This is a genomic window from Maricaulis sp. (assembly GCF_030149515.1).
Classification (GTDB): domain Bacteria; phylum Pseudomonadota; class Alphaproteobacteria; order Caulobacterales; family Maricaulaceae; genus Maricaulis.
Window position 1 is genome coordinate 26,776 of sequence record NZ_JASBRI010000009.1, and the last position, 19,078, is coordinate 45,853.

At 63.7% G+C, this 19,078-nt stretch carries 18 protein-coding genes and 3 tRNA genes; 14 read left to right on the forward strand and 7 right to left on the reverse strand.

From position 1 onward, the window contains the following. Positions 1 to 136: 136 nt before the first annotated feature. Positions 137 to 490, forward strand: coding sequence for a hypothetical protein (locus Q1U94_RS04415; RefSeq protein WP_300542288.1), 354 nt, complete (start codon positions 137 to 139; stop codon positions 488 to 490). Between the two features lie 117 nt (positions 491 to 607). Here Q1U94_RS04415 and Q1U94_RS04420 read toward each other — a convergent pair whose 3' ends face one another. Both Q1U94_RS04420 and Q1U94_RS04425 read right to left on the reverse strand, forming a co-directional pair. Next, a complete protein-coding gene (locus tag Q1U94_RS04420) occupies positions 608 to 1,501 on the reverse strand; it encodes an EamA family transporter (RefSeq protein WP_300542289.1) in 894 nt (297 codons plus the stop codon). A 3-nt stretch (positions 1,502 to 1,504) separates the two neighbouring features. Then, entirely contained in the window at positions 1,505 to 2,446 is a 942-nt protein-coding gene (locus tag Q1U94_RS04425; protein ID WP_366917255.1) for a cyclase family protein, read from the reverse strand. 151 nt (positions 2,447 to 2,597) lie between these two features. On the opposite strand from Q1U94_RS04425, the gene Q1U94_RS04430 reads away from it, so the two are divergent. After that, a complete protein-coding gene (locus Q1U94_RS04430; protein WP_300542291.1) occupies positions 2,598 to 3,536 on the forward strand; it encodes a LysR family transcriptional regulator in 939 nt (312 codons plus the stop codon). Here Q1U94_RS04430 and Q1U94_RS04435 read toward each other — a convergent pair. Together Q1U94_RS04435 and Q1U94_RS04440 are read right to left on the reverse strand one after the other, a co-directional pair. After that, positions 3,524 to 3,599, reverse strand: a tRNA-Thr gene (locus Q1U94_RS04435). The genes Q1U94_RS04430 and Q1U94_RS04435 overlap by 13 nt on opposite strands. A gap of 88 nt (positions 3,600 to 3,687) precedes the next feature. Beyond that, positions 3,688 to 4,122 carry a DUF1761 domain-containing protein gene (locus Q1U94_RS04440; protein WP_300542292.1) on the reverse strand — a complete coding sequence of 145 codons (435 nt, stop codon included), beginning with the start codon at positions 4,120 to 4,122 and terminating at the stop codon, positions 3,688 to 3,690. 119 nt (positions 4,123 to 4,241) lie between these two features. Between Q1U94_RS04440 and metG the strand changes: the two genes are divergently transcribed. From metG to Q1U94_RS04460, 4 genes are read left to right on the forward strand one after another with little or no spacing between them, the layout of a single operon-like run. Further along, a complete protein-coding gene (gene metG / locus Q1U94_RS04445) occupies positions 4,242 to 5,972 on the forward strand; it encodes a methionine--tRNA ligase (protein WP_300542293.1) in 1,731 nt (576 codons plus the stop codon). Next, positions 5,969 to 6,274, forward strand: a complete 306-nt coding sequence (locus tag Q1U94_RS04450; protein ID WP_300542294.1) for a hypothetical protein — start codon at positions 5,969 to 5,971, stop codon at positions 6,272 to 6,274. Before metG ends, Q1U94_RS04450 begins: the two co-directional genes overlap by 4 nt. 5 nt (positions 6,275 to 6,279) lie before the next feature. Then, a complete protein-coding gene (locus tag Q1U94_RS04455; protein WP_300542295.1) occupies positions 6,280 to 7,551 on the forward strand; it encodes a flavohemoglobin expression-modulating QEGLA motif protein in 1,272 nt (423 codons plus the stop codon). Positions 7,552 to 7,607: 56 nt separating this feature from the next. Continuing rightward, positions 7,608 to 8,963, forward strand: coding sequence for an amidohydrolase (locus tag Q1U94_RS04460; RefSeq protein WP_300542296.1), 1,356 nt, complete (start codon positions 7,608 to 7,610; stop codon positions 8,961 to 8,963). Between the two features lie 220 nt (positions 8,964 to 9,183). On the opposite strand, the gene Q1U94_RS04465 is transcribed toward Q1U94_RS04460, so the two are convergent. Beyond that, the gene (locus Q1U94_RS04465; RefSeq protein WP_300542297.1) at positions 9,184 to 9,804 is read right to left on the reverse strand and encodes a hypothetical protein; all 621 of its coding nucleotides are present in this window, start codon (positions 9,802 to 9,804) and stop codon (positions 9,184 to 9,186) included. 350 nt (positions 9,805 to 10,154) lie between these two features. Here Q1U94_RS04465 and Q1U94_RS04470 point away from each other — a divergent pair, with 350 nt between their 5' ends. The 3 genes from Q1U94_RS04470 (at position 10,155) to Q1U94_RS04480 (ending at position 14,410) form a co-directional block, all read left to right on the forward strand. Continuing rightward, the gene (locus Q1U94_RS04470; RefSeq protein WP_300542298.1) at positions 10,155 to 12,086 is read left to right on the forward strand and encodes a hypothetical protein; all 1,932 of its coding nucleotides are present in this window, start codon (positions 10,155 to 10,157) and stop codon (positions 12,084 to 12,086) included. Between the two features lie 192 nt (positions 12,087 to 12,278). Further along, positions 12,279 to 13,082: a hypothetical protein gene (locus tag Q1U94_RS04475; protein ID WP_300542299.1), complete on the forward strand. Its 804-nt coding sequence runs from the start codon at positions 12,279 to 12,281 to the stop codon at positions 13,080 to 13,082. Positions 13,083 to 13,228: 146 nt separating this feature from the next. Beyond that, positions 13,229 to 14,410: a DUF819 family protein gene (locus tag Q1U94_RS04480; RefSeq protein WP_300542300.1), complete on the forward strand. Its 1,182-nt coding sequence runs from the start codon at positions 13,229 to 13,231 to the stop codon at positions 14,408 to 14,410. 4 nt (positions 14,411 to 14,414) lie between these two features. Here the strand turns inward: Q1U94_RS04480 and Q1U94_RS04485 are convergent, their stop codons facing one another. After that, a complete protein-coding gene (locus Q1U94_RS04485; protein ID WP_300542301.1) occupies positions 14,415 to 14,792 on the reverse strand; it encodes a GFA family protein in 378 nt (125 codons plus the stop codon). 225 nt (positions 14,793 to 15,017) lie between these two features. Between Q1U94_RS04485 and Q1U94_RS04490 the strand changes: the two genes are divergently transcribed. Beyond that, positions 15,018 to 16,004: a DUF2807 domain-containing protein gene (locus Q1U94_RS04490; RefSeq protein ID WP_300542302.1), complete on the forward strand. Its 987-nt coding sequence runs from the start codon at positions 15,018 to 15,020 to the stop codon at positions 16,002 to 16,004. A 2-nt stretch (positions 16,005 to 16,006) separates the two neighbouring features. Here Q1U94_RS04490 and rlmB read toward each other — a convergent pair whose 3' ends face one another. After that, positions 16,007 to 16,819, reverse strand: coding sequence for a 23S rRNA (guanosine(2251)-2'-O)-methyltransferase RlmB (rlmB, locus tag Q1U94_RS04495; protein ID WP_300542303.1), 813 nt, complete (start codon positions 16,817 to 16,819; stop codon positions 16,007 to 16,009). 128 nt (positions 16,820 to 16,947) lie between these two features. On the opposite strand from rlmB, the gene Q1U94_RS04500 reads away from it, so the two are divergent. From Q1U94_RS04500 to Q1U94_RS04515, 4 genes are all read left to right on the forward strand, one after another. After that, a tRNA-Tyr gene (locus Q1U94_RS04500) sits at positions 16,948 to 17,032 on the forward strand. An 85-nt stretch (positions 17,033 to 17,117) separates the two neighbouring features. After that, a tRNA-Gly gene (locus Q1U94_RS04505) sits at positions 17,118 to 17,191 on the forward strand. Positions 17,192 to 17,356: 165 nt separating this feature from the next. Beyond that, positions 17,357 to 18,754 carry a putative 2OG-Fe(II) oxygenase gene (locus Q1U94_RS04510; RefSeq protein WP_300542304.1) on the forward strand — a complete coding sequence of 466 codons (1,398 nt, stop codon included), beginning with the start codon at positions 17,357 to 17,359 and terminating at the stop codon, positions 18,752 to 18,754. A 185-nt stretch (positions 18,755 to 18,939) separates the two neighbouring features. Beyond that, a partial coding sequence (locus Q1U94_RS04515; protein WP_300542306.1) for a GTP-binding protein occupies positions 18,940 to 19,078 on the forward strand: 139 nt, incomplete at its 3' end.

Genomic DNA, 19,078 nt, shown 5'->3' on the forward strand with positions numbered 1-19,078 from the left:
CGGCACGCCGAGAAACCGGCTCCCCGGAACGGGGGATGGCTGACGGGCCTAGTCCTCCATAATTTCGGCGACTGCGCCAGAGGAAAGCCCGGTGCGTGACGGCGGGCACGGATTAAAAAAATGGGGGATAGATGCCATGCGCGGATTTGTGCGAGCCGGGACTGTCATGGCTCTGGCGGCGGGCCTTGCGGCCTGCGCGTCGCTGGTCACCGGCGGTCCGTTGGTCCGGCCCGGTGAGCCGACCGGAACGCTGGAAATCGTCAACCGGTCGAGCCGGACCCTGAGCGCGATCCTGATCTCGGACTGTTCGGCAGCCAGCTACGGGCTCAATCGTCTGCCGGCCGGCGTAACCGTTCCGCCGGGCCGGTCCTACCGGTTCACCGTCTCGGCCGGTTGCTGGGACGTCGATGCGGGCCTCGCCTACAACGAGGCGCGCTTCCGCACCCGGGTACCCGCAGGACGTCTGGTGCGCCACGCGGTCGTGGACTGAAAGAACGGGCGGGATGCCCCTTGAGGTTTGTTTGCCAGGGCGGCCCTGACTTCGGCATTCGCTGCGGCACCGGCTCAAGCCCGGACAATTTCCGGGCGGGTTGCCGCCAGCCCTCACTCAGAGCCGGTTCCTCGCCGGAGCCCTGCGGCGTTTCCGGATCGGGTTGAACTGGGCGAACAGGATGCTCGCCACTACCAGCAGCGCGCCGGCGGTCTGCAGTGCGGTGAGATCCTGGCCGAGCACCAGCCAGCCGAGCAGCACGGCGGTCAGCGGGCTGAGAAAGCCCAGCACCGACACGGCGGCCGGGTCGATCTTCTGAACGCCGCGGAACCACAGCACATAGGTCAGTGCCGCGCCGATCAGGCCCAGCCAGGCAAGACCGGCGAGACTTGTGGCATCCATGGCCGGCAATCCCGGCTCGAACACCAGGGCGGCCGGCAGAAGCAGCAATCCGCCAGCAGCAAGCTGCCAGGCGGTGAATGTCAGCAGCGGCGTGTCGCCGCGCAGTTTGCGGCTGTAGACCGTGCCGGCCGCCATGGAGGCGGCGCCCGCGAGGGCGGCGCCGATCCCGATCATGTCCAGCCGGGCTGCGGCGGTGAGGGCGACCAGGGCGACGCCCGCCACGCCCAGCATCCCGGCCAGCAGCGCGTCGCGGCGCACCGGTGTGGCCAGCACCGCACGGGCGATGAAGATCACCAGCAGGGCCTGTGTTGCGCCCATAGTGGCGGCCACCCCGCCGGGCAGGCGATAGGCCGCGATGAAGAGAAAGGTCCAGAACGCCGCGAAATTCAGCCCGCCGAGAATGAAAATGTCGACCAGCTTTTCCCGCGGCGGCAGCTTGCGCACGACCAGCAGCAGCAACAGTCCGGCCGGCAGCGCGCGGAGCATCGCGATCGTCAGCGGATAGCCCTCCGGCAGCATTTCACTCGTGACAAGATAGGTCGTGCCCCAGATGACCGGTGCCAGTGCGGTCAGGGCGAGCGTCTGCAGACGGGTGAGGGGATGGCGCATGGCTCACTCCCCCGCCGGACGCAATGGCAGCGCGATGGGCCGCATGGGCGCGGCGTCGGCGCCGCGAAGCCTCAGCCCGCCCCCGATGAAGGCAAACGCGTAGATGCTGTCGCGCGCGAGTTCCTCCAGATAGACAAGCTCGAGGATGGGCGCGCCCTGTTCGGCGAGGAGATAGGTGTGGACCGGGACGTAATTCGTCTCGATTTCCGAGGGGAAGGCCTCGAAGCTGAGATTGTCCGCCCCGACAACCATGGCGCCGGACTCCTCGATCAGGAAGCGCGCCGCCTCCATTCCAAGGCCCGGCGGATGGCTCATATAGGCCTGGGCATCCTCATAGACCTGCATGCGCCCGGTCCGGATAAGGACCACATCGCCCTCGCGCAGCGCGACATCCTGGCGGTCGAGTGCGTCGCGCAGGTCGCCGGCGGTGATGCGGTAATTGTCGGCGAGCATCTCCACGCCCAATGCGGCCGGCAGGTCGATCAGAACACCGCGTGCGACGATCGGCGGCAGCGCTTCTGCGCCTGCCACCGTCCAGCCGCGGTCGCCGAGATGATCGTCGGCGCTGAACCCGTTCCAGATTTCGCCGTCCAGGCCGAAATGCGCGAGCGTATCGATATGGGTGCCGGAATGCGTGTACATCGACACGGCACTGCCGGTGTAGCTGACATGTTCGTTCATGTCCGCACCCAGGCCGAGCGGGTCGTCGATCACCGTGCCGCGCGGCGTGTGGGTCATCCATATGCGGTAATGGGGATCGCCGGCGGCCTGCCAGCTGGGCATGCCGATGAAATAGTCTACCGAGAGATCGTAGACCGTGTGGCCGTCGATGCGGGCCAGCACGTCCGCCCGGCTTTCATCGGTCATCAGGTTGAGACGGCCGATTTCATCGTCGGGCCCCCAGGGGCTGGTTCCTACGGTCTGTGCGTCCGCGGCCGGCGGCATCGTGCCGAGAAACAGGGCGAGGGCGATTGCAGTGGCGGTTCTGGAATAGGGCATGGCAGCCTCCTGAAAGCTTGGTGCTGCCAACTTGTTCCTTCCAGTATGGAATGATAATTGTGCAAAAAATTGATGGACTGTTCAGTGAGAGGAAATAATGGACCGGTTTGTCGCCCTGTCGGTCTTCCGGCGCGTGATCGAGCTCAACGGTTTCGGTGCCGCGGCGCGGGATCTGGGCTATTCCAATGCCGCCGTCAGCAAGATCATCAAGGACCTTGAAGCGGATCTCGGCGCGCCCCTCATCGCCAGGACAACCCGCTCCCTCAGCCTGACCGATACCGGCCGTGACTATTACGACAGGATCACCCGGCTGCTGGACGAGCTGGCCGAAGCGGACGAGACGGCCCGGTCCTCCGGCGTCGAACCCCGCGGGCGGCTGCGGATCAGTGCGCCCATGTCCATGGGGCTGCTCAGACTGTCCGGGCTGATCGCGACATTTTCGGCCCGCCATCCCCGGATCGATATCCAGACGGAATTCAGCGACCGCTATGTCGATCTGGTCGGCGAACGGTTCGACCTGGCGATACGCGGCGGCGGGCTGCAGGATTCCAGCCTGCGCGCCCGCAAGCTCATGACGATCGAGCGCGGCCTGCTGGCGTCCCCGGCCTATCTGGAGCGGCGGGGCGTACCCGCCAGCCCGTCCGGCCTGGCGGACCACAACTGCCTGATCTTCACCATGGCGGCCGCACCCACGACGTGGTCGCTGCGTGCAGGCCGTTCATCAAAGAGCGTGTCCGTGCAGGGAAATTTCCGCGCCAACAACTCCCTTGCCCTGCGCGACGCGGCCATCGCCGGAGCCGGCATCGCCTTCATCCCGCTGCTCTATGCCGAGGAGGCCCGGGAGGCGGGCGCGCTGGTCCGCGTGCTGCCCGACTGGTCGGGTGAGGGGCACAACCTGTTCGGCGTCTATCCGGGACATCGCGAAAGCTCGCGCAAGCTGAGGCTCTTCCTCGACTGCCTGGTCGAGGGATTGCCGGGCCCGGCAGAGGCGCGGCCCGGGACCGGGCCGGACAAACGGAAAAATGGTGCCGGCTGAGGGACTCGAACCCCCGACCCTCTGATTACAAATCAGATGCTCTACCAGCTGAGCTAAGCCGGCACTCTCAGGCCCGCTCTGATACGCGGCGGCGGAGGGCGGGACAAGGGTTTGGTGCAATGCGTGCTGTCCTGCCCTGCGCGCCGGGCCGTCAGTCCTTGACGGCGACCTTGTCCATAAAGGTGAACACCGCCGCCATGGCCAGGAATCCCGTCAGCAGATGGGCCGAATCCAGCACCAGAAGCAGGATATGCTGCTGGGCGTAGACGGTGTCGTAGGCCATGGTCGTCACGCAAAAGCCCACGCACAGGAAGACCGCCCATTTCAGGGCGCTGCCCAGATCGTCGGCATTGAGGGCCTTGAGCGCCAGGCCCAGGAAGGCGGCCATCGCCACCGACAGGGCAAAGCCGATTGCCATGGACGGGCCGGCGGCACTTTCCGCGGCAGCCAGTTCGGCTTCGGTGAAGCCCCACAGGCCGATCCAGAGATCGGCAAAGAGCAGGCCGTAGAAGATGAAGCCGGCGAGATAGAGCACGATGGCAGCCACCAGCGTCGCCAGGATGTTCAAACCCAGAATTCGCGGCATTTGATGTTTCCTCCCCATTGAAGGGCTTGTATGTGTCACGCCCTCGGGGCGAGTCCCCCGGGACTCGCCTTTCACGCGAACACCTTACCCGGAAATCCGCGCAAGAGAAGAAGATCGAAATGGCCCGCATACTGATCACCAGCGCTCTGCCCTACATCAATGGTGTCAAGCATTTGGGGAATCTGGCCGGTTCGATGCTTCCCGCCGATGTCTATGCCCGCTTCCAGCGGGCGATGGGCCATGACGTGCTTTATATCTGTGCCACCGACGAACACGGCACGCCGGCCGAGCTGGCCGCCGCCGCGGCGGACATGGATGTGCGCGCCTATTGCGACGAGCAGCACGAGATCCAAAAGCGCGCCGGCGACGGTTTCGCCCTGAGCTATGATTATTTCGGCCGCACCTCCAACGAGCCCAATATCGTGCTGACCCAGCATTTCGCGCACGTGCTGGAGGAGAAGGGGCTGATCGAGGAGCGCCTGGAACACCAGGTCTTCTCCATCGACGACGACCGTTTCCTGCCCGACCGCTATGTCGAGGGCACCTGTCCGCATTGCGATTTCGAGCGCGCGCGCGGCGATCAGTGCGACAATTGCGGACGCCTTCTCGAACCCACCGATCTGAAAGAGCCGTATTCGAAGATTTCCGGCTCGAAGAATCTCGAAGTGCGCGAGACCAAGCATCTCCACCTGCTGCAGACGAAGGTGGAGCCGCAGATCCGGGCCTGGGTCGATGCGGCGACGGAATGGCCCAGCCTGGCCAAGTCGATCGCGTACAAATGGCTGGACGAGGGGCTGCGCGACCGCTCCATCACCCGGGACCTGAAATGGGGCGTGCCGGTGACCCGGGACGGCCAGCCGCGCGAAGGCTTCGAGAACAAGGTCTTCTATGTCTGGTTCGATGCGCCCATCGGCTATATCGGCGCCACCGTGGAATGGGCCGAGGCCAATGGCGGGGCGGGCAGCCGCGACTGGGAGAGCTGGTGGCGCACCGACAAGGGCGCCGGCGACGTCACCTATGTGCAATTCATGGGCAAGGACAATGTCGCCTTCCACACCGTCTCCTTCCCGGCCACGATCCTGGGGTCGGAGGAACCCTGGAAGACGGTCGACAAGCTCAAGGCCTTCAACTGGCTGACCTGGTATGGCGGCAAATTCTCCACCTCCGAACAGCGCGGCGTCTTCATGGACCAGGCGCTGGACCTGCTGCCGGGCGACTACTGGCGCTGGTATCTCACGGCGAACGCGCCGGAAGGGGCGGATTCGGCCTTCACCTGGGAGCATTTCCAGTCGCTGATCAATTCCGACCTGGCCAATGTGCTGGGCAATTTCGTCAACCGGATCACCCGGTACACCGCCTCGAAATTCGACGGCCGGGTGCCGGCCGCCGGCGAGCCGGGCGAGGCTGAGGCCTGGATTGCCGACGAGCTGGGCCAGCGCCTGCCCGCCATCGTCGCCCACATGGAGGCGATGGAGTTCCGCAAGGCCGCCGCCGAAGTGCGTGCGGTATGGGCGGCGGGCAATGAATATCTCACCCGGGCCGAACCCTGGGTGAAATACAAGTCCGATGTCGATGCCGCCGCCGTGGGCGTGCGCACCGGGCTCAACCTGGTGGCCCTGTTCGGCATTCTCGCCCAGCCCTTCATCCCCGAAGCGGCGGGCCGGATCCTCGATGCGATGGGCGTGCCGCAAGACCGGCGCTCCTGGCAGTTCGGCGACATTGCCGGTCTGCTCGATGCGCTGCCGCACGGCCACGCCATCACCCCGCCGCCGGTTCTCTTCGCCAAGATCGAGGACGACCAGGTGGCCGAATGGACGCAGCGCTTCGGCGGGGCGGAGCCGGACGCATGACCGGCACGCCGCGGGCCTACGCCCCGCTCGACATCGTCACGATTGCCATGGATTGCAGGACGCTGGATGCGCTCCGGGCGCCGCTGGACTTCGCTGCGGCGTCGGACGATCCCTGGGTGCTCAATGCCGGCATCCTGGCCATCGGCCATGCGGCGCGGCGCTTCAGGGCCTATCCCCGGGCGATGAAGGAGCGGCTCTGGGGCCGCATCCACCAGTTCCCGGACCTCATATCGCCCCGTCTCGCCGGCACGCGGCTGGATGCCGAGGGCGATATCGCCCATTTCGGGGCGAAGGGCGTCTAGACGCCATGGCCGCCGATCTCTTTCCCGCCGAGATCGAGCGCCTGGAACGGGCGGGCCGGCTGTTGCTGGAGGCCGAGGACCGGCTGCCGGTGCTGCGTACCATCGCCTGGGAGCGCCGCCATGCCGACGCTTTCTTCGCCGCCGGCGAACGGGAATTGCCCAGGCCCGACTATCCCCGCATCGATCCGGAACCCTCGCTCGAGCGCGTCGCCGAGGCGCGGCGGCTGATCGATGGCGACAGCCCGGTCCATGCCTGGCTCCTGCGTCTCACCGAGACCATGGCCGACACGGCGCGCCTGCTGGCCGCCACCGGCACGGCCGGGTTTCACACCTATTCGCGCCGCCTCTACGGCGATCCCGCCAGCCCGATTGCCGATGGCCGGCGCACTGCGCTGGACCTGGCGCGGCGGCTGGACGATGTGCTCGCGGATTTCGAGGGCGCCGCGGTGCGCCTGGAACCGCCCGAACAGCTCTCGGCGCGGGATCTCAAGGCCCGGCTGGACGCGGAACTGCCCGCCGTCTTCGCCGGCCAGGCGCCGCGCGTGGAGGTGACGCTGGACGTCTCGGCCAAGGCGGCTGCCGGGCGCGATTATATCAAGCTGCGGGCGGACGCGGTCTTTTCCGATCTCGATGTCACCCAATTGCTCCATCACGAGGCCTATATCCACATCGCCACCAGCCGGAACGGGCTGCAACAGGCCCGTTTCCCGATCCTGGCGGAGAGCCATCCGGGGAATGCGCGCACCCAGGAAGGGCTGGCCGTTTTCGCCGAATTCATCTCCGGCGCCCTCGATCCGCGCCGCTTCCGGCGCCTGGCCGACCGGGTGATCGCCATCGACATGGCGGCGAACGGGGCGGACTTCCTCGAGCTCTACCGCTTCTTCCGCGAGCGCAACGCGCCGGACCGGCCGATCGAGGCCTTCGAGAGCGCGCGCCGCGTCGTGCGGGGCGGGCTGGTGGGCGGCGGGGCGCCCTTCACCAAGGATTCGGTCTATCTGGGCGGCCTGCTGGAAGTGCACAACTATCTGCGCACCGCCGTGCGCGCCGGCGATCCGGGCCTGATCCGGCTGCTCTTCGCCGGCAAGATGGACCTGGCCGATCTCGGGGCCATGAAGCAATTGCGCGAGGCCGGCCTGATTAGCGAACCGGCCATCATGCCGCCCTGGGCACGCGACTTGCGCTACCTGCTCTCCTACCTGGCCTATTCGACCTTCCTCAACGAGATCGACCTGGCCCATGTGGCGGCGCGGTACGAACACTTGTTTGCGGACGATTGACGCGGCCGCGCGCACCCGCTCGAATGGCCGCAACGAGAGACAAGGGGAAGCACGACATGAAACATCACCTGCTGGCCGTCACCACCGCTCTGGGCCTGGCCCTGGCCGTCCAGCCGGCCCTGGCCGCCCAGGATGCCGGGGGCGGGGATGCGCTGCGCCGGGCCATCGAGAGCGATTACGAGGCCCATCTGGAAAGCCTCTACCGGCACTTCCATGCCCATCCCGAACTCTCCCACCAGGAACACGAGACCGCCGCGCGCCTGGCCGCGGAGCTGCGCGCGCTGGGCTTTGACGTCACCGAGGGCGTCGGCGGTACGGGCGTGGTCGCGGTGATGGAAAACGGGGCCGGCCCGACCGTGATGCTGCGCGCCGACATGGACGGCCTGCCGGTGCGCGAACAGACCGGCCTGCCCTATGCGTCCACCGACACCGATGTGGACCATCGCGGGGTGGAGAACCCGGTCATGCACGCCTGCGCCCACGACACCCACATGACCGGCCTGGTCGGTGCGGCACGCCAGCTGGTCGAGCGCACGGACGAATGGTCCGGCACGCTGGTCCTGATCGGCCAGCCGGCGGAAGAGCTGGGCGAGGGCGCCGTGGCGATGCTGGAGGACGGGCTCTACGAACGCTTTCCGCTGCCCGACTACAATATCGCTTTCCACACCTTCTCGGCCATCCCGGCCGGCACGATCACCTATGCGCCGGGTTATGCCATGGCCAATGTCGACAGTGTCGACCTTTATGTCCGCGGCCGCGGCGGCCACGGCGCCTATCCGCACACCACCAAGGATCCGGTCTACCTGGCCTCCCAGATCGTGGTGAACCTGCAATCGCTCGTCTCGCGCGAGCTCTCCCCGCTCGAACCCGGCGTGGTCACGGTGGGCGCCTTCAATGCCGGCACCAAGCACAACATCATCTCCGACGAGGCCCACCTCCAGCTCACCGTGCGCTCCTATTCCGACGAAACGCGCGAACACCTGCTCGAGGGCATCGAACGCATCGCCAATGCCCAGGCCGAAGCCTACGGCCTGACCGAGGAGGAATATCCGCGCATCGAGATCGAGGAGACCTACACGCCCTCGCTCTACAACAATCCCGAGCTGGCCAGCCGCGCCGTCGCCGCCATGCGCGAACGCTTCGGCGCGAGCCATGTGGTCGAGGCCGATCCGGTGATGGGCGGCGAGGACTATTCCCAGTACCACCGCACCGAACACAATATCCCCACCTTCATGTTCTGGGTCGGCGGCACCACGCAGGAGGCGCTGGACAGCTATATCGAACGCGGCCAGACCCCGCCCTCCAACCACTCCCCCTTCTTCGCCCCCGACGACCCGGAAACGACCATCGTCCAGGCGACCGAAGCGATGACAGCCGTGGCGCTGGACCTGCTGGGGAGTGAGGTGGAGTAGGGGTGGGGCTGCGCGCGGAGGTGCGTGGAATGGCTGCTTGATCCCGAATGCGGACATTGGCGATGGGTCGCAATGTAACGGGAGCCATCAATTCGGATTTGGGAAAATCGCGACACGTGGCGCTCCGCAATCCAGTGGGGTAAGGCCCTAGCACCCCGTCCGATTTTTCGATGCCAGCCCAGCGTTTAGCGATCCCCACCTTGGAGCACCGACAATCAGGCTAAAGCTGTATCGCATTCCAAATGAAGAATACTGCGACCGCGATGAACGGTGTAAAAGCTTGGAACCACCCCTCAATAATTCTCAAAAATCTATGCGATTCTTTGATGTTCGCCCTGATCTTCTGATACGAATTGACTTCATTGCGGTAATTCATCGCTTTTCCGTCATGGATGTCAGCGTGCATCACATCGTACAAAGAGTCCCGGAAATAGTCGGCGCTGGTGATGAGATCAAGCACAAGCCCGAGGGGCCCCAACACCACCATAGAAACTAAAATTCCCGTATCAGGCCTCTCGAAAACTGAATGGCTTCGGATCATCGCCGTCACCGACAAAACCCAAACCGCGAGTAGATCCATTCCCCACATAGGCATCGATATCGCCAATCCGAACGGAAGCTTGACCGGCGTCCACCAGTCGAACATCGCCCATTTGAATTGCGCCATCATTTCGCGATAAAGGTCGATCGCATCAGCAGCGACTTCAATTGTGATTTCTATTCCCGTCCAACGCTGGATAAGCGAAATCAGCGCCGCGATTGCCATCAGGATGCCTAATACCCCGAACATGGTGACAAACGGGCTACGTCGCTTCTTGGATTGCTTGTTTTCCCCGGTCATTTAATTTCCCTGCCGTTCGCGACTTTAAAGCGTAATTGCAAGTGCGACTACGGCAGATTCGATACGGCCTCCGGTCTTGTTTAGCTCCAAAAATGCCGAACCGTTGGGCTTGAGATGCAGGCGATCGGATACGCGCATAATCCCGGGCGGGGACGCTACCGAGCGATCTCACCGAAACCTGGTTTTACGGGATGGTGCACAGTTAACAATTCGTCATGCGTCAAATGGTCCGTTCAGGCACAGTCGTATGAAACTAAAAATTCACATTGGAATTGAGCAAAAAACACGGTTAACGTGCTGAACATGGCGCCTGACTGGAGTGCACGCAGCTTGCGCCCGGGGGAGGAGTAATGGCTAGGTCGGATGTCGAAGAAGCATTGTCGCAAGCGGAGGAGCGCTTGGTTGCGTGCGCACGAACCGGGCGGGCTTGGAGTGCAGTTGAAGGTGAGTCCAATCGGATACGATCATCTGTCATTCGTGATTTAGTCTCGGACATTGACGAGGCGCTGCGAGTGGTTCCGCTAACCCCGGTCAACCCTAAAGGACTCGAGATCTACGGCGCAACCGTGGTTGCCGACCGGCCGGACGCGGCAGCTCTGGACCTTGAAGGTGTCCGCGTGTGCTCGAAGCTGTGGTTCGATGATTGCGCATTTGTGCAACCCGCCGCTGATGGGCGCGCAGATCTGCCCGGCGTGATTTCCATTCGCGATGCCCACGCAAAATCTCTCGGTTTTCTCGGTTGCTCATTTCAGAGGATTGATGCGCGTCGGAGCCACATCCAAGGCAACTTGTACCTTGATAGAGCAAACTGCGACGAATGCGTCGATCTTCACAATGCGATCGTGGAGGGGGAGATGTCCTGCTGCGGAATGCTTATCGGATCGGATCGCGCACCCGGATCGGACGACGCCCCCGCCGGACCTTGGTCACACACCCATGGCTATGCTCTGCGGGCTGAGACGAGTGAGATAGGCGGGTCCGTCCTGTTGACGTCCAGCGACCTTCGACAGTTCGAGGCGCGGGGCAAGGTCAGCTTCGTCCGGTCGTCCATCGGCGGTCGCCTCGATTGTCGGGGTGGGACGTTTAGGGCTGCCCGCACCGTCGAAGGGGACAAGGGCCGGCGCATTGCCTTGCATTTAGACGGTGTTCGCGTGGACGCCTCTGTGATGATCGGCGAGGGGTTCAAATCCAGCGGTGAGGTTAACATCGTCCGAGCCAAGGTGCGATCGGACGTACGTTGCGGCGGCGGCACTTTCCGCGGCGGCACGGGAAACGACCTCCGCCCGTCCCACAATCGCGGCCTGCTGCCGTGGCGCCTTCGTTCAAGGGATACTCCCGTGCCCTGCGTCGCGCTCAATTTCCAATCTGCGGAAATTGATGAGGGACTTTACCTTGACGACGCTGCTTCGGCTGAGCGGACGATGATCGACGGCGCCCTGATTCTTTCCCATGCCGCCTGTGAACTGTTCTGTGACGGGAACGCGAATTCGAGATCGGAGTACATCGCTGGTCCGCCTCCTGGTTGCCTTGAGCTGGACGGCTTCATCTACTCGCGTCTAGGTAACTGCAGCACGGCATGGAAAAGCCGCGTTCGATGGCTGCAGGGTCAAAAGACCGGACACTTGGTGACAAGCTTTCGGCCCCAGCCGTGGGTCCAGCTCATCAATGTGCTGGATAAGATGGGTTACAAGGAAGACGCGCGATTCGTCTCAATTAAGAAACAAGTCGAGTTGCGCAAGAGCGATTCCTTGAATCCGGTTCAGAAACTTATGAACTTGTTCCTCGGCGTCACGGTTGGCCATGGCCATAAGCCGTTCCACGCGCTGATCATCTCTGTTTTTCTCTTGGCGCCGGCGTATTTCGTTTTCAGCATTGCGGCGCAGGAGGGTTGGATGGCACCGCAAAATGGCGAGGTGCTAGTTAGCTCCGAGTATTGGTCTCAAGATGACTGCCAAACGCCAGCCGGTTATCGCGAATTGAACGCCCTTTACTACGTTGTGGACTCGTACATTCCGATAATCGATCAATACCACGAAAGGGACTGGGGGCCGTCAAGCGTTTCGGCGGAGTGCGCGAAGCAAACTAACCCATCACACTGGACACAATACCTTCAGGTCCACCATTCGGCCGCTCTGTCCAACTCGTACGAAATGTTCTTCCGGAAACGGTTCGAGAATGGCTGGTTAGAAATAATCAGGTGGGCACTCATCGTTAGCGGATGGATTTTGGTACCCTTGTTCTTGGCTGGCGTAACAGGGACGATGAAGCGATTCGAGGATTGATGCCAAGTCGGCCAAAAGAAAGTCGAAGTGCACCAGTTCTGCCTGTAAATGGTCAACAGGCAGTCTAAAAAATACCCAAAATTGCTCGAAGTGTAATGTGCAGCCGTTTGCATAGATAGTGAGCACTCATGCGAACACGGCGAGGCGGCGACCTGAACTCGTAGTGCTGGTCCGTCAGAAGGGGAGAGTGCAATGCCTTTCGGTCTCTGGGCTTGGATCTTCAACAAGCGTGCCCACGCAATTCGGGAGCGGCGGTTTGAGGGAGTCAAGGGACGAGGGTCGCTCGTCGAGACCGATGATGGTCGGTGCGTAATTCCATATTTCGCTAACGTGAATTCAGATCACGAGGATTTCGTGGAGGCGAGTGTTCTTGAGTCGGGTAAATCATCTGACGACCATTGGCGGAAAGGAATGATCGGGCTGTACCTATTGGCTGGCCTAGTTGCCCTTTATTTCATCCCACGCGTTTCCGAAAACATCCATGGGGTGTTCTCGCAAAATGGAGAGATAAGCATTGGCCCGTTTGTATATCTTGTATTAGCGGCGTTGGTCCTAGGTGGATTTGTGTTTGCGATAACCATTATTCACTTTGTAAATATATCACAGGAGTGGGGTAAGGCGCTTAATAAGCTTTTTTCTAACGATGACACGTATCAGCAATTGATGGGTATTCGGTTTACGCTTTTGGAGTTCAGACGATTCATAAAATGGCGCCGCGTAATGAGCGTTACAATATTTGTGTATTTCCTAGTTCTCGCCGCAATATCACTAGATATATACGAAGACATTAAAGATGGTAAAATAATTTTTGACCGCGCGGAGCTGTTCCTATTGTCTGCTTGGGTTCCAATTCAGTTGATCAGCATATGCATCGTCTCTTATCTTCGCTGGCGATACACAAACTGGCGGTCTCCGACCCTGCAATTCTGCATCATGCTAGTGGAGCAGAAGCGAGCCTATGTGGCGCTAATGCGACGTGGTCGAGGAGCGGGGTAGGCAGATAGAGTGCTTGAAACTCGGGTTGCCTACGTCCCCTCCTGCGCCTGACCGGGAGATCCGGGAAGCAGGCCTTCCCCACCTGCCGAATTGCCAGTCCAGCCCCCCGTCTCTAACCTGCCGGCGAATCCAGCAGGGGGGAGCACATGTCCTTGATTCCGGCCGACAACCATCTTGCGGTGATGGCCGCGCTGTTTGCCATTGCGGGGGCAGGTTTCCTGCTGGAGAAGACGCGGATCGGGGCGCTGGTCACCGGGGCGGTGTCGGCGATCTTCATTGCTATCCTGGCGTCGAATGTCGGGCTCATTCCCTCCTCGGCGCCGGCCTATGACTTCGTCTGGACCTATTTCGTGCCGGTGCTGATCCCGCTCTTTCTGATGAAGGCGGACCTGAAGAAGATCTTCTTCGAGACGACGCGGATGGCCGGGGCGTTCCTGCTGGCGGCGGCGGGGACGGTCGCGGGGGCCGTGGCGGCCTTCGCCCTCATCGATATCGGCGACTATGAGGCCGGCGCGGCGGCGGCCGATCTGGGCACGCGCCAGGCCGCGGCGGTGGGCTCGTTCACGGCCACCTATATCGGCGGGTCGGTGAATTACGGCGCGCTGCTCGGCGCGACCGGGTTGGGCGAGGCCGATCCGTCCTTCGCCTCGGCGATGACGGCGGTGGACAATCTGTATTCCGGCTTCTTCTTGGCGCTTTTGGCGATCATGCCCGGCTGGGCCTGGCTGGCGCGGCGCTATGTGCAGATCGACCACACCCATGGCGATATCGAGGGGGTGGAGGAGGATCCGGTCTCGGCGGCCTCGCTGGCCCTGTCGGCGGCCTATGCGCTGATCGTGGTGGCCGTGGGCACGCTGATCGCCGATCAGCTGGACGCCTTCTGGGAGGATGCCGGGCGCAAGTGGAAATTCGCCATCATCTCGGTGCTCGCCCTCATCCCCGCCACCGCCTTTCCAAAGACGATGGGGCGGATGCGCGGCGGCTACGAGATCGGTATCGGCCTCTCCTTCGTCTTCTTCGCCATGATCGCCGCGGGGGCCGATGTGATGTCGCTGCTGCAGCAGGCGCCGGTGCTGATGCTGCTGATCGGCGTCATGCTGGCGATCCATGCGGTTGTCGTGTTCGGTGCCGGTTCGGTCATGCGCCTGTCGCTGCCCGAACTCATCACCGCGTCGAACGCCGCCATTCTCGGCGCCACCACGGCGCCGGCCCTGGCGGCCGCGAAAGGCTGGAAGGACCTGGTCACGCCCGGCGTGCTGGTCGGGGTGCTGGGCTATGCCATCGGCACCCCCATCGCCACGCTCGTCTTCGAGCTCTGGCCGGGTTAGGGCGTCAGCTCTCGCGCTTCGGTTTCGCCCAGGCCAGCGCCTCGGCCGTGAAGGCGTCGCCGTGGGGGGTGAAGGCGCCGGGCCGGTCATAGGTGCCGATCAGGAAATGGGTCTCTCCGGCCCATTTCGCCCCGAGATAGGAGAGGGGGGTGCCGCAGGTCCGGCAGAAGCCGCGCTGCACCCCTTCCGAACTGGCATGCACGGCCGGCGTGCCGGCGACGATCTCGACCTGGCTGTCCGACCACGCCACCCAGGTCGAAAACGCCGCGCCGGTGGAGCGCCGGCAGTCTTCGCAATGGCAGTTGGCGACAAATTCGGGCTCGCCGGTGCAGCGATAGCGCACCGCGCCGCAGCGGCAGCCGCCGCGATGCTCCTGTGTCATGCCTGCAATCCCCCTGCGCCGAGGTTCTGCACCGGTCTTGCACCGGTATGGGGGTCTTATTGGTGCCTTATTGAGGGCTTGTTGGCCAGTTGTGCATGCGGTTTCGACATTACGAGGACGTCATCGCACCGTCAGTACGCGGCAGGCCTGTCCTTGGGATAAACTGCATCCAATCCATGCCCGCGCGGCATCATGGGAGGGACAGCTTTGTTTGGAGGGATATCCATGACACCCAAGATTATAGCCGGCGCCACCGCGACCCTGATGGGAATCGGCGCCCTGGCCATGACGGCCAACGCCCAGGAAAGCCGGGGCTTTTCCGGCCGGCAGGTGCAGATCGAGAATTTCATCGGCCGTGTCGAGATACGCACCGGCGGTCCGGACATCCGCGTCGAGATCCGCAATCCCGGCGATGCCGCGGAGGACCCGGTCGCCAGTGCCACGAGCGGCGGTGTCGTCATCGATGGCGGACAGCGTGTGCGCAATCTCAACTGCCGGACAAATAACGGAGAAATGCGTATCGGCCGGTGGATGAATTCGCGCCCGATCGAGGATTACCCGCTGCTGGTCATCACCGCGCCGGCCGGGCTCGACCTCGCGATGGGCGACAGCGCCTTCGTCGGCGAATCCGGCGATCTCGGCTCGATCGACCTGTCGATGAATTCCTGCGGCCGGTTCGAGGCGGGGGCCATCGCCCGCGATGCCGAGCTGAACATCAACGGGTCGGGCGATGTGATCACGCGCGATATCGGTGGCAATTCCCGCTTCAGAATCAATGGCTCGGGCGATATTTCCGTGGGCGATATCGCGGGCAATGTCACCATCAGCGTCAATGGTTCGGGCGATGTCGATGGCGGCGATGTGGCCGGTGCGACCGAGATCGACATCAACGGGTCCGGCGATATCGAGCTGGCCGGCATTGCCAGCCTGGATGTCGGCGTTTCCGGATCGGGCGATGTGCGCGTGGACAATATCGACGGTGCCTTTCGCGCCTCGATCGCCGGTTCGGGCGATATCCGGATCGCAGGCGGGCGGGCCCAGCCCTTCGAGGCCTACATAAACGGCTCGGGCGACATTTCCTTCGGCGGTACGGCGATCGATGTGACGATTCGCGAATCCGGCGGCGGTGACGTGGATATCGAGGCCGTGGAAGGCGCGATCGACTGGCGCCGCAATGGCCGCTCGGTGCTGCGCGTCGGCGGTGCCGACTGAGATCAATCCGGTGCCCGGCTTCCGGCCGGGCGCCACTTCGCCGCTTCGTAGAGCGCGATGGCGGCCGCGTTGGAAACATTGAGGCTTTCCACCGCGCCGGTCATCGGAATGCGGACCAGCCGGTCGCAGGCCTCGGCCACGCGCGGCCGCAGGCCCTTGTCCTCCGACCCCATTACCAGCACCACGCCGGGGCCCAGCCCCTGGCCATCCGGCCCCGCCAGCGCCTGCGCGATGCCGACTTCGGCCTCGCCGGCCAGGCCCAGGACGAAGCGGCCGGCCTTGCGGAAATCGGCCAAGGTATTGGCAATATTGACCACACGCACATGTGCCACGCGTTCCGCCGCGCCCACCGCGCTCTTGCACACCGTGCCGAAGAGGGGCGGGGCCTTGCGGTCCTGCATGACCGCCGCACGCACCCCGAACGCCGCTGCCGAACGCAGGATGGCGCCGACATTGTGCGGATCGGTGATCTGGTCCAGCACCAGCAGCGCGCCATGCGTCGGATCGGTCACCGCGCTTACCGGTTCGGGCGCCAGGGCCCTGACCTGTACGGCAAATCCCTGATGCACCGCGCCGGCGGGCAGGTCGTGATCGATGGCCTGGGGTTCGACGATCTCGGCCGCGCTACCGTCGGGCAGGTCGCGCGCGGCATTGCGGGTGACCCGTATCCGGAGGATTTCCCGGCGCGGATTCGACAGCGCCGCCAGCACCGCGTGGCGGCCCCAGATCCAGCCCGTTTCCCCTGCGCCGGAAGGCCTGGAGCGGCGGCTGTAATCGGGCCGTTTCGGGCTGTTGCGCCTGGGGTTCTTCGTCACTATAGTCCGCGCTCCTGTTTCGGGGGTGCCCCGGTTTTTGCCTGCCATAGCACGGCTGGACGGAAGCTGAGACCCTTCGTTGCAGGAGCGGACCGCACCGGCTAGATCCCGGTCGCGAAACACCCTGTGGAGGGGTGGCCGAGTGGTTAAAGGCAGCAGACTGTAAATCTGCCCGCATTGCGTACGCTGGTTCGAATCCAGCCCCCTCCACCATCCTTGCGTCCAGCGCGCACTGCACCGGCATCCAAATGCCCTCTCGACCTTTGCCGCGCTTCCCGGTAAACACCGGCGCCCTGATGCGGGTATAGCACAATGGTAGTGCAGCAGCCTTCCAAGCTGAGGATGCGGGTTCGATTCCCGCTACCCGCTCCATCCTTCCAGAATAAGCGCCAACACGGCTTTTCCCGGCAGGCGCCGCCGGTGGCCCCGGTTTCCGCGTCTGCAGCATGCGCCATTCGCCGCAGTGCCTGACGCTTGCCGCGAGGCTCGGGGATGTGCTTGTTTCGCAGGCAGTTTTCCAGACTGGCGGATCGTCCCGTGACCGAGAGCCTGAAATCCCTGACCGACCGCGCCAACCAGCTCAAGGCCCAGGGGCGGCTCGACGATGCCGTCGCAGTCTATCGCCAGGCCACGGAAACCTATCCGTCCAGCGCCGTGGCCGAGCACAACCTGGCCGGAGCGCTCGGCGATGCGGGCCGGGCGCGTGACGCCGAAACCCACATCCGAAAAGCCATGCAGAAGGGATTGGACGCGCCGGAGAGCTGGCTGGTGCTGGCGCGGGCGCTGCAGGCTCAGTTTCGTCATGACGAGGCGCGCGAGGCTTTTCAGGCGGTGCTCGCGCGCAATCCCCTGCTGCTCGATGCCCAGTTCGAATGGGCGCAGCTGATCTGGATGCAGAGCGGCGATGCCGACGTGGCGCTGACCCGGATCGATGCCGCTGTGGCTGCGAATCCGCAGGCGCCGGGCCTGCGTTTCATCAGGGCGCGCATTCTGGAGTTCACGAGGGGGCCGGCCGCCGCCTATGCCTGTTTTGCCGATGCGCTGAAACAGTGGCCGAACGATCTGGGCCTGCTGATACCGGCGGTCAATGTGGCGACCCAGTCGGGTCAGACGGATCTGGCCCTGACCCATGCCGCGCATGCGCGCAGCCTGGCGCCGAACGATCGCGCGCCTGTGGAGGCGCAGGCCTATGCCTGCCTGGCGGCCGGCCGGGCCGCCGAGGCCGCCACCCTGGCCGACATGCTGCATCGCTCGGCGCCTGACGACCAGCATGCCATCGCGCTGCAATCGACGGCCTGGCGCATGCTGGGCGATGACCGGCACCGCGCGCTCTATGACTATTCGAGCATGGTGAAGGTCCACCGTCTCGACACACCCGCCGGGTGGGCTTCGCTTGAAGCTTACGTCGCGGATCTGGCGGCAGCGTTGAAATCGGTGCACCCCTACCAGACCCATCCATTTGGCCAATCGGTCCGCCAGGGCAGCCAGCTGGCCGATGTGCTGCAGGTCGATCTGCCGCCGATCAGGGCCTTCTCCGAGGCGCTTCGCGGGCCGGTCGAGCGGCATCTTGCCGAAATCGGAACCGGCGGGGATCCGCTGCGCCGCCGCAATACGGGGCGCTGGCGCCTGGACGGTATCTGGTCCGTCTGGCTCAAACCGGGCGGATTTCATGCCGATCATGTCCATCCGCGCGGCTGGCTGTCCTCGGCATGCTACATCGAACTGCCCGCAGCGGTCGGCGCGGAAGGAAAACAGGGCTGGATAAAGTTCGGAGAACCGGGCATCGCGACCGATCCAGAGCTTGGTTTCGAACACGCCGTGCGGCCGCAGCCGGGCACCATCGTGCTCTTTCCCTCCTATATGTGGCACGGAACCATCCCGTTTTCGGGCGAGGATCCCAGACTGACGATCGCCCTGGATATTGTGCCTGCCTGAGGGGTCTGGGCAGGCGGAAGCCTTGATAACAACTGGTACTGTCCGCGCTTGCCCCTTGCGTTTGGCGGAAACCGACGCTATCCCGCGCCGGTCGCTCGGATACGTCCGTATCCGGGCATATTCATCTACATCCACGTCGATATGCCCATCTTCGCGATTAGATCGGCGTTCAAGAGGAAAAGACGATGGCGAAGGAAAAGTTTGAGCGCACCAAGCCTCACGCGAACATTGGCACGATTGGTCACGTTGACCACGGCAAGACGACGCTGACGGCGGCGATCACGATGGTGTTGGCGGAAGCTGGCGGCGGTACGGCGAAGAAGT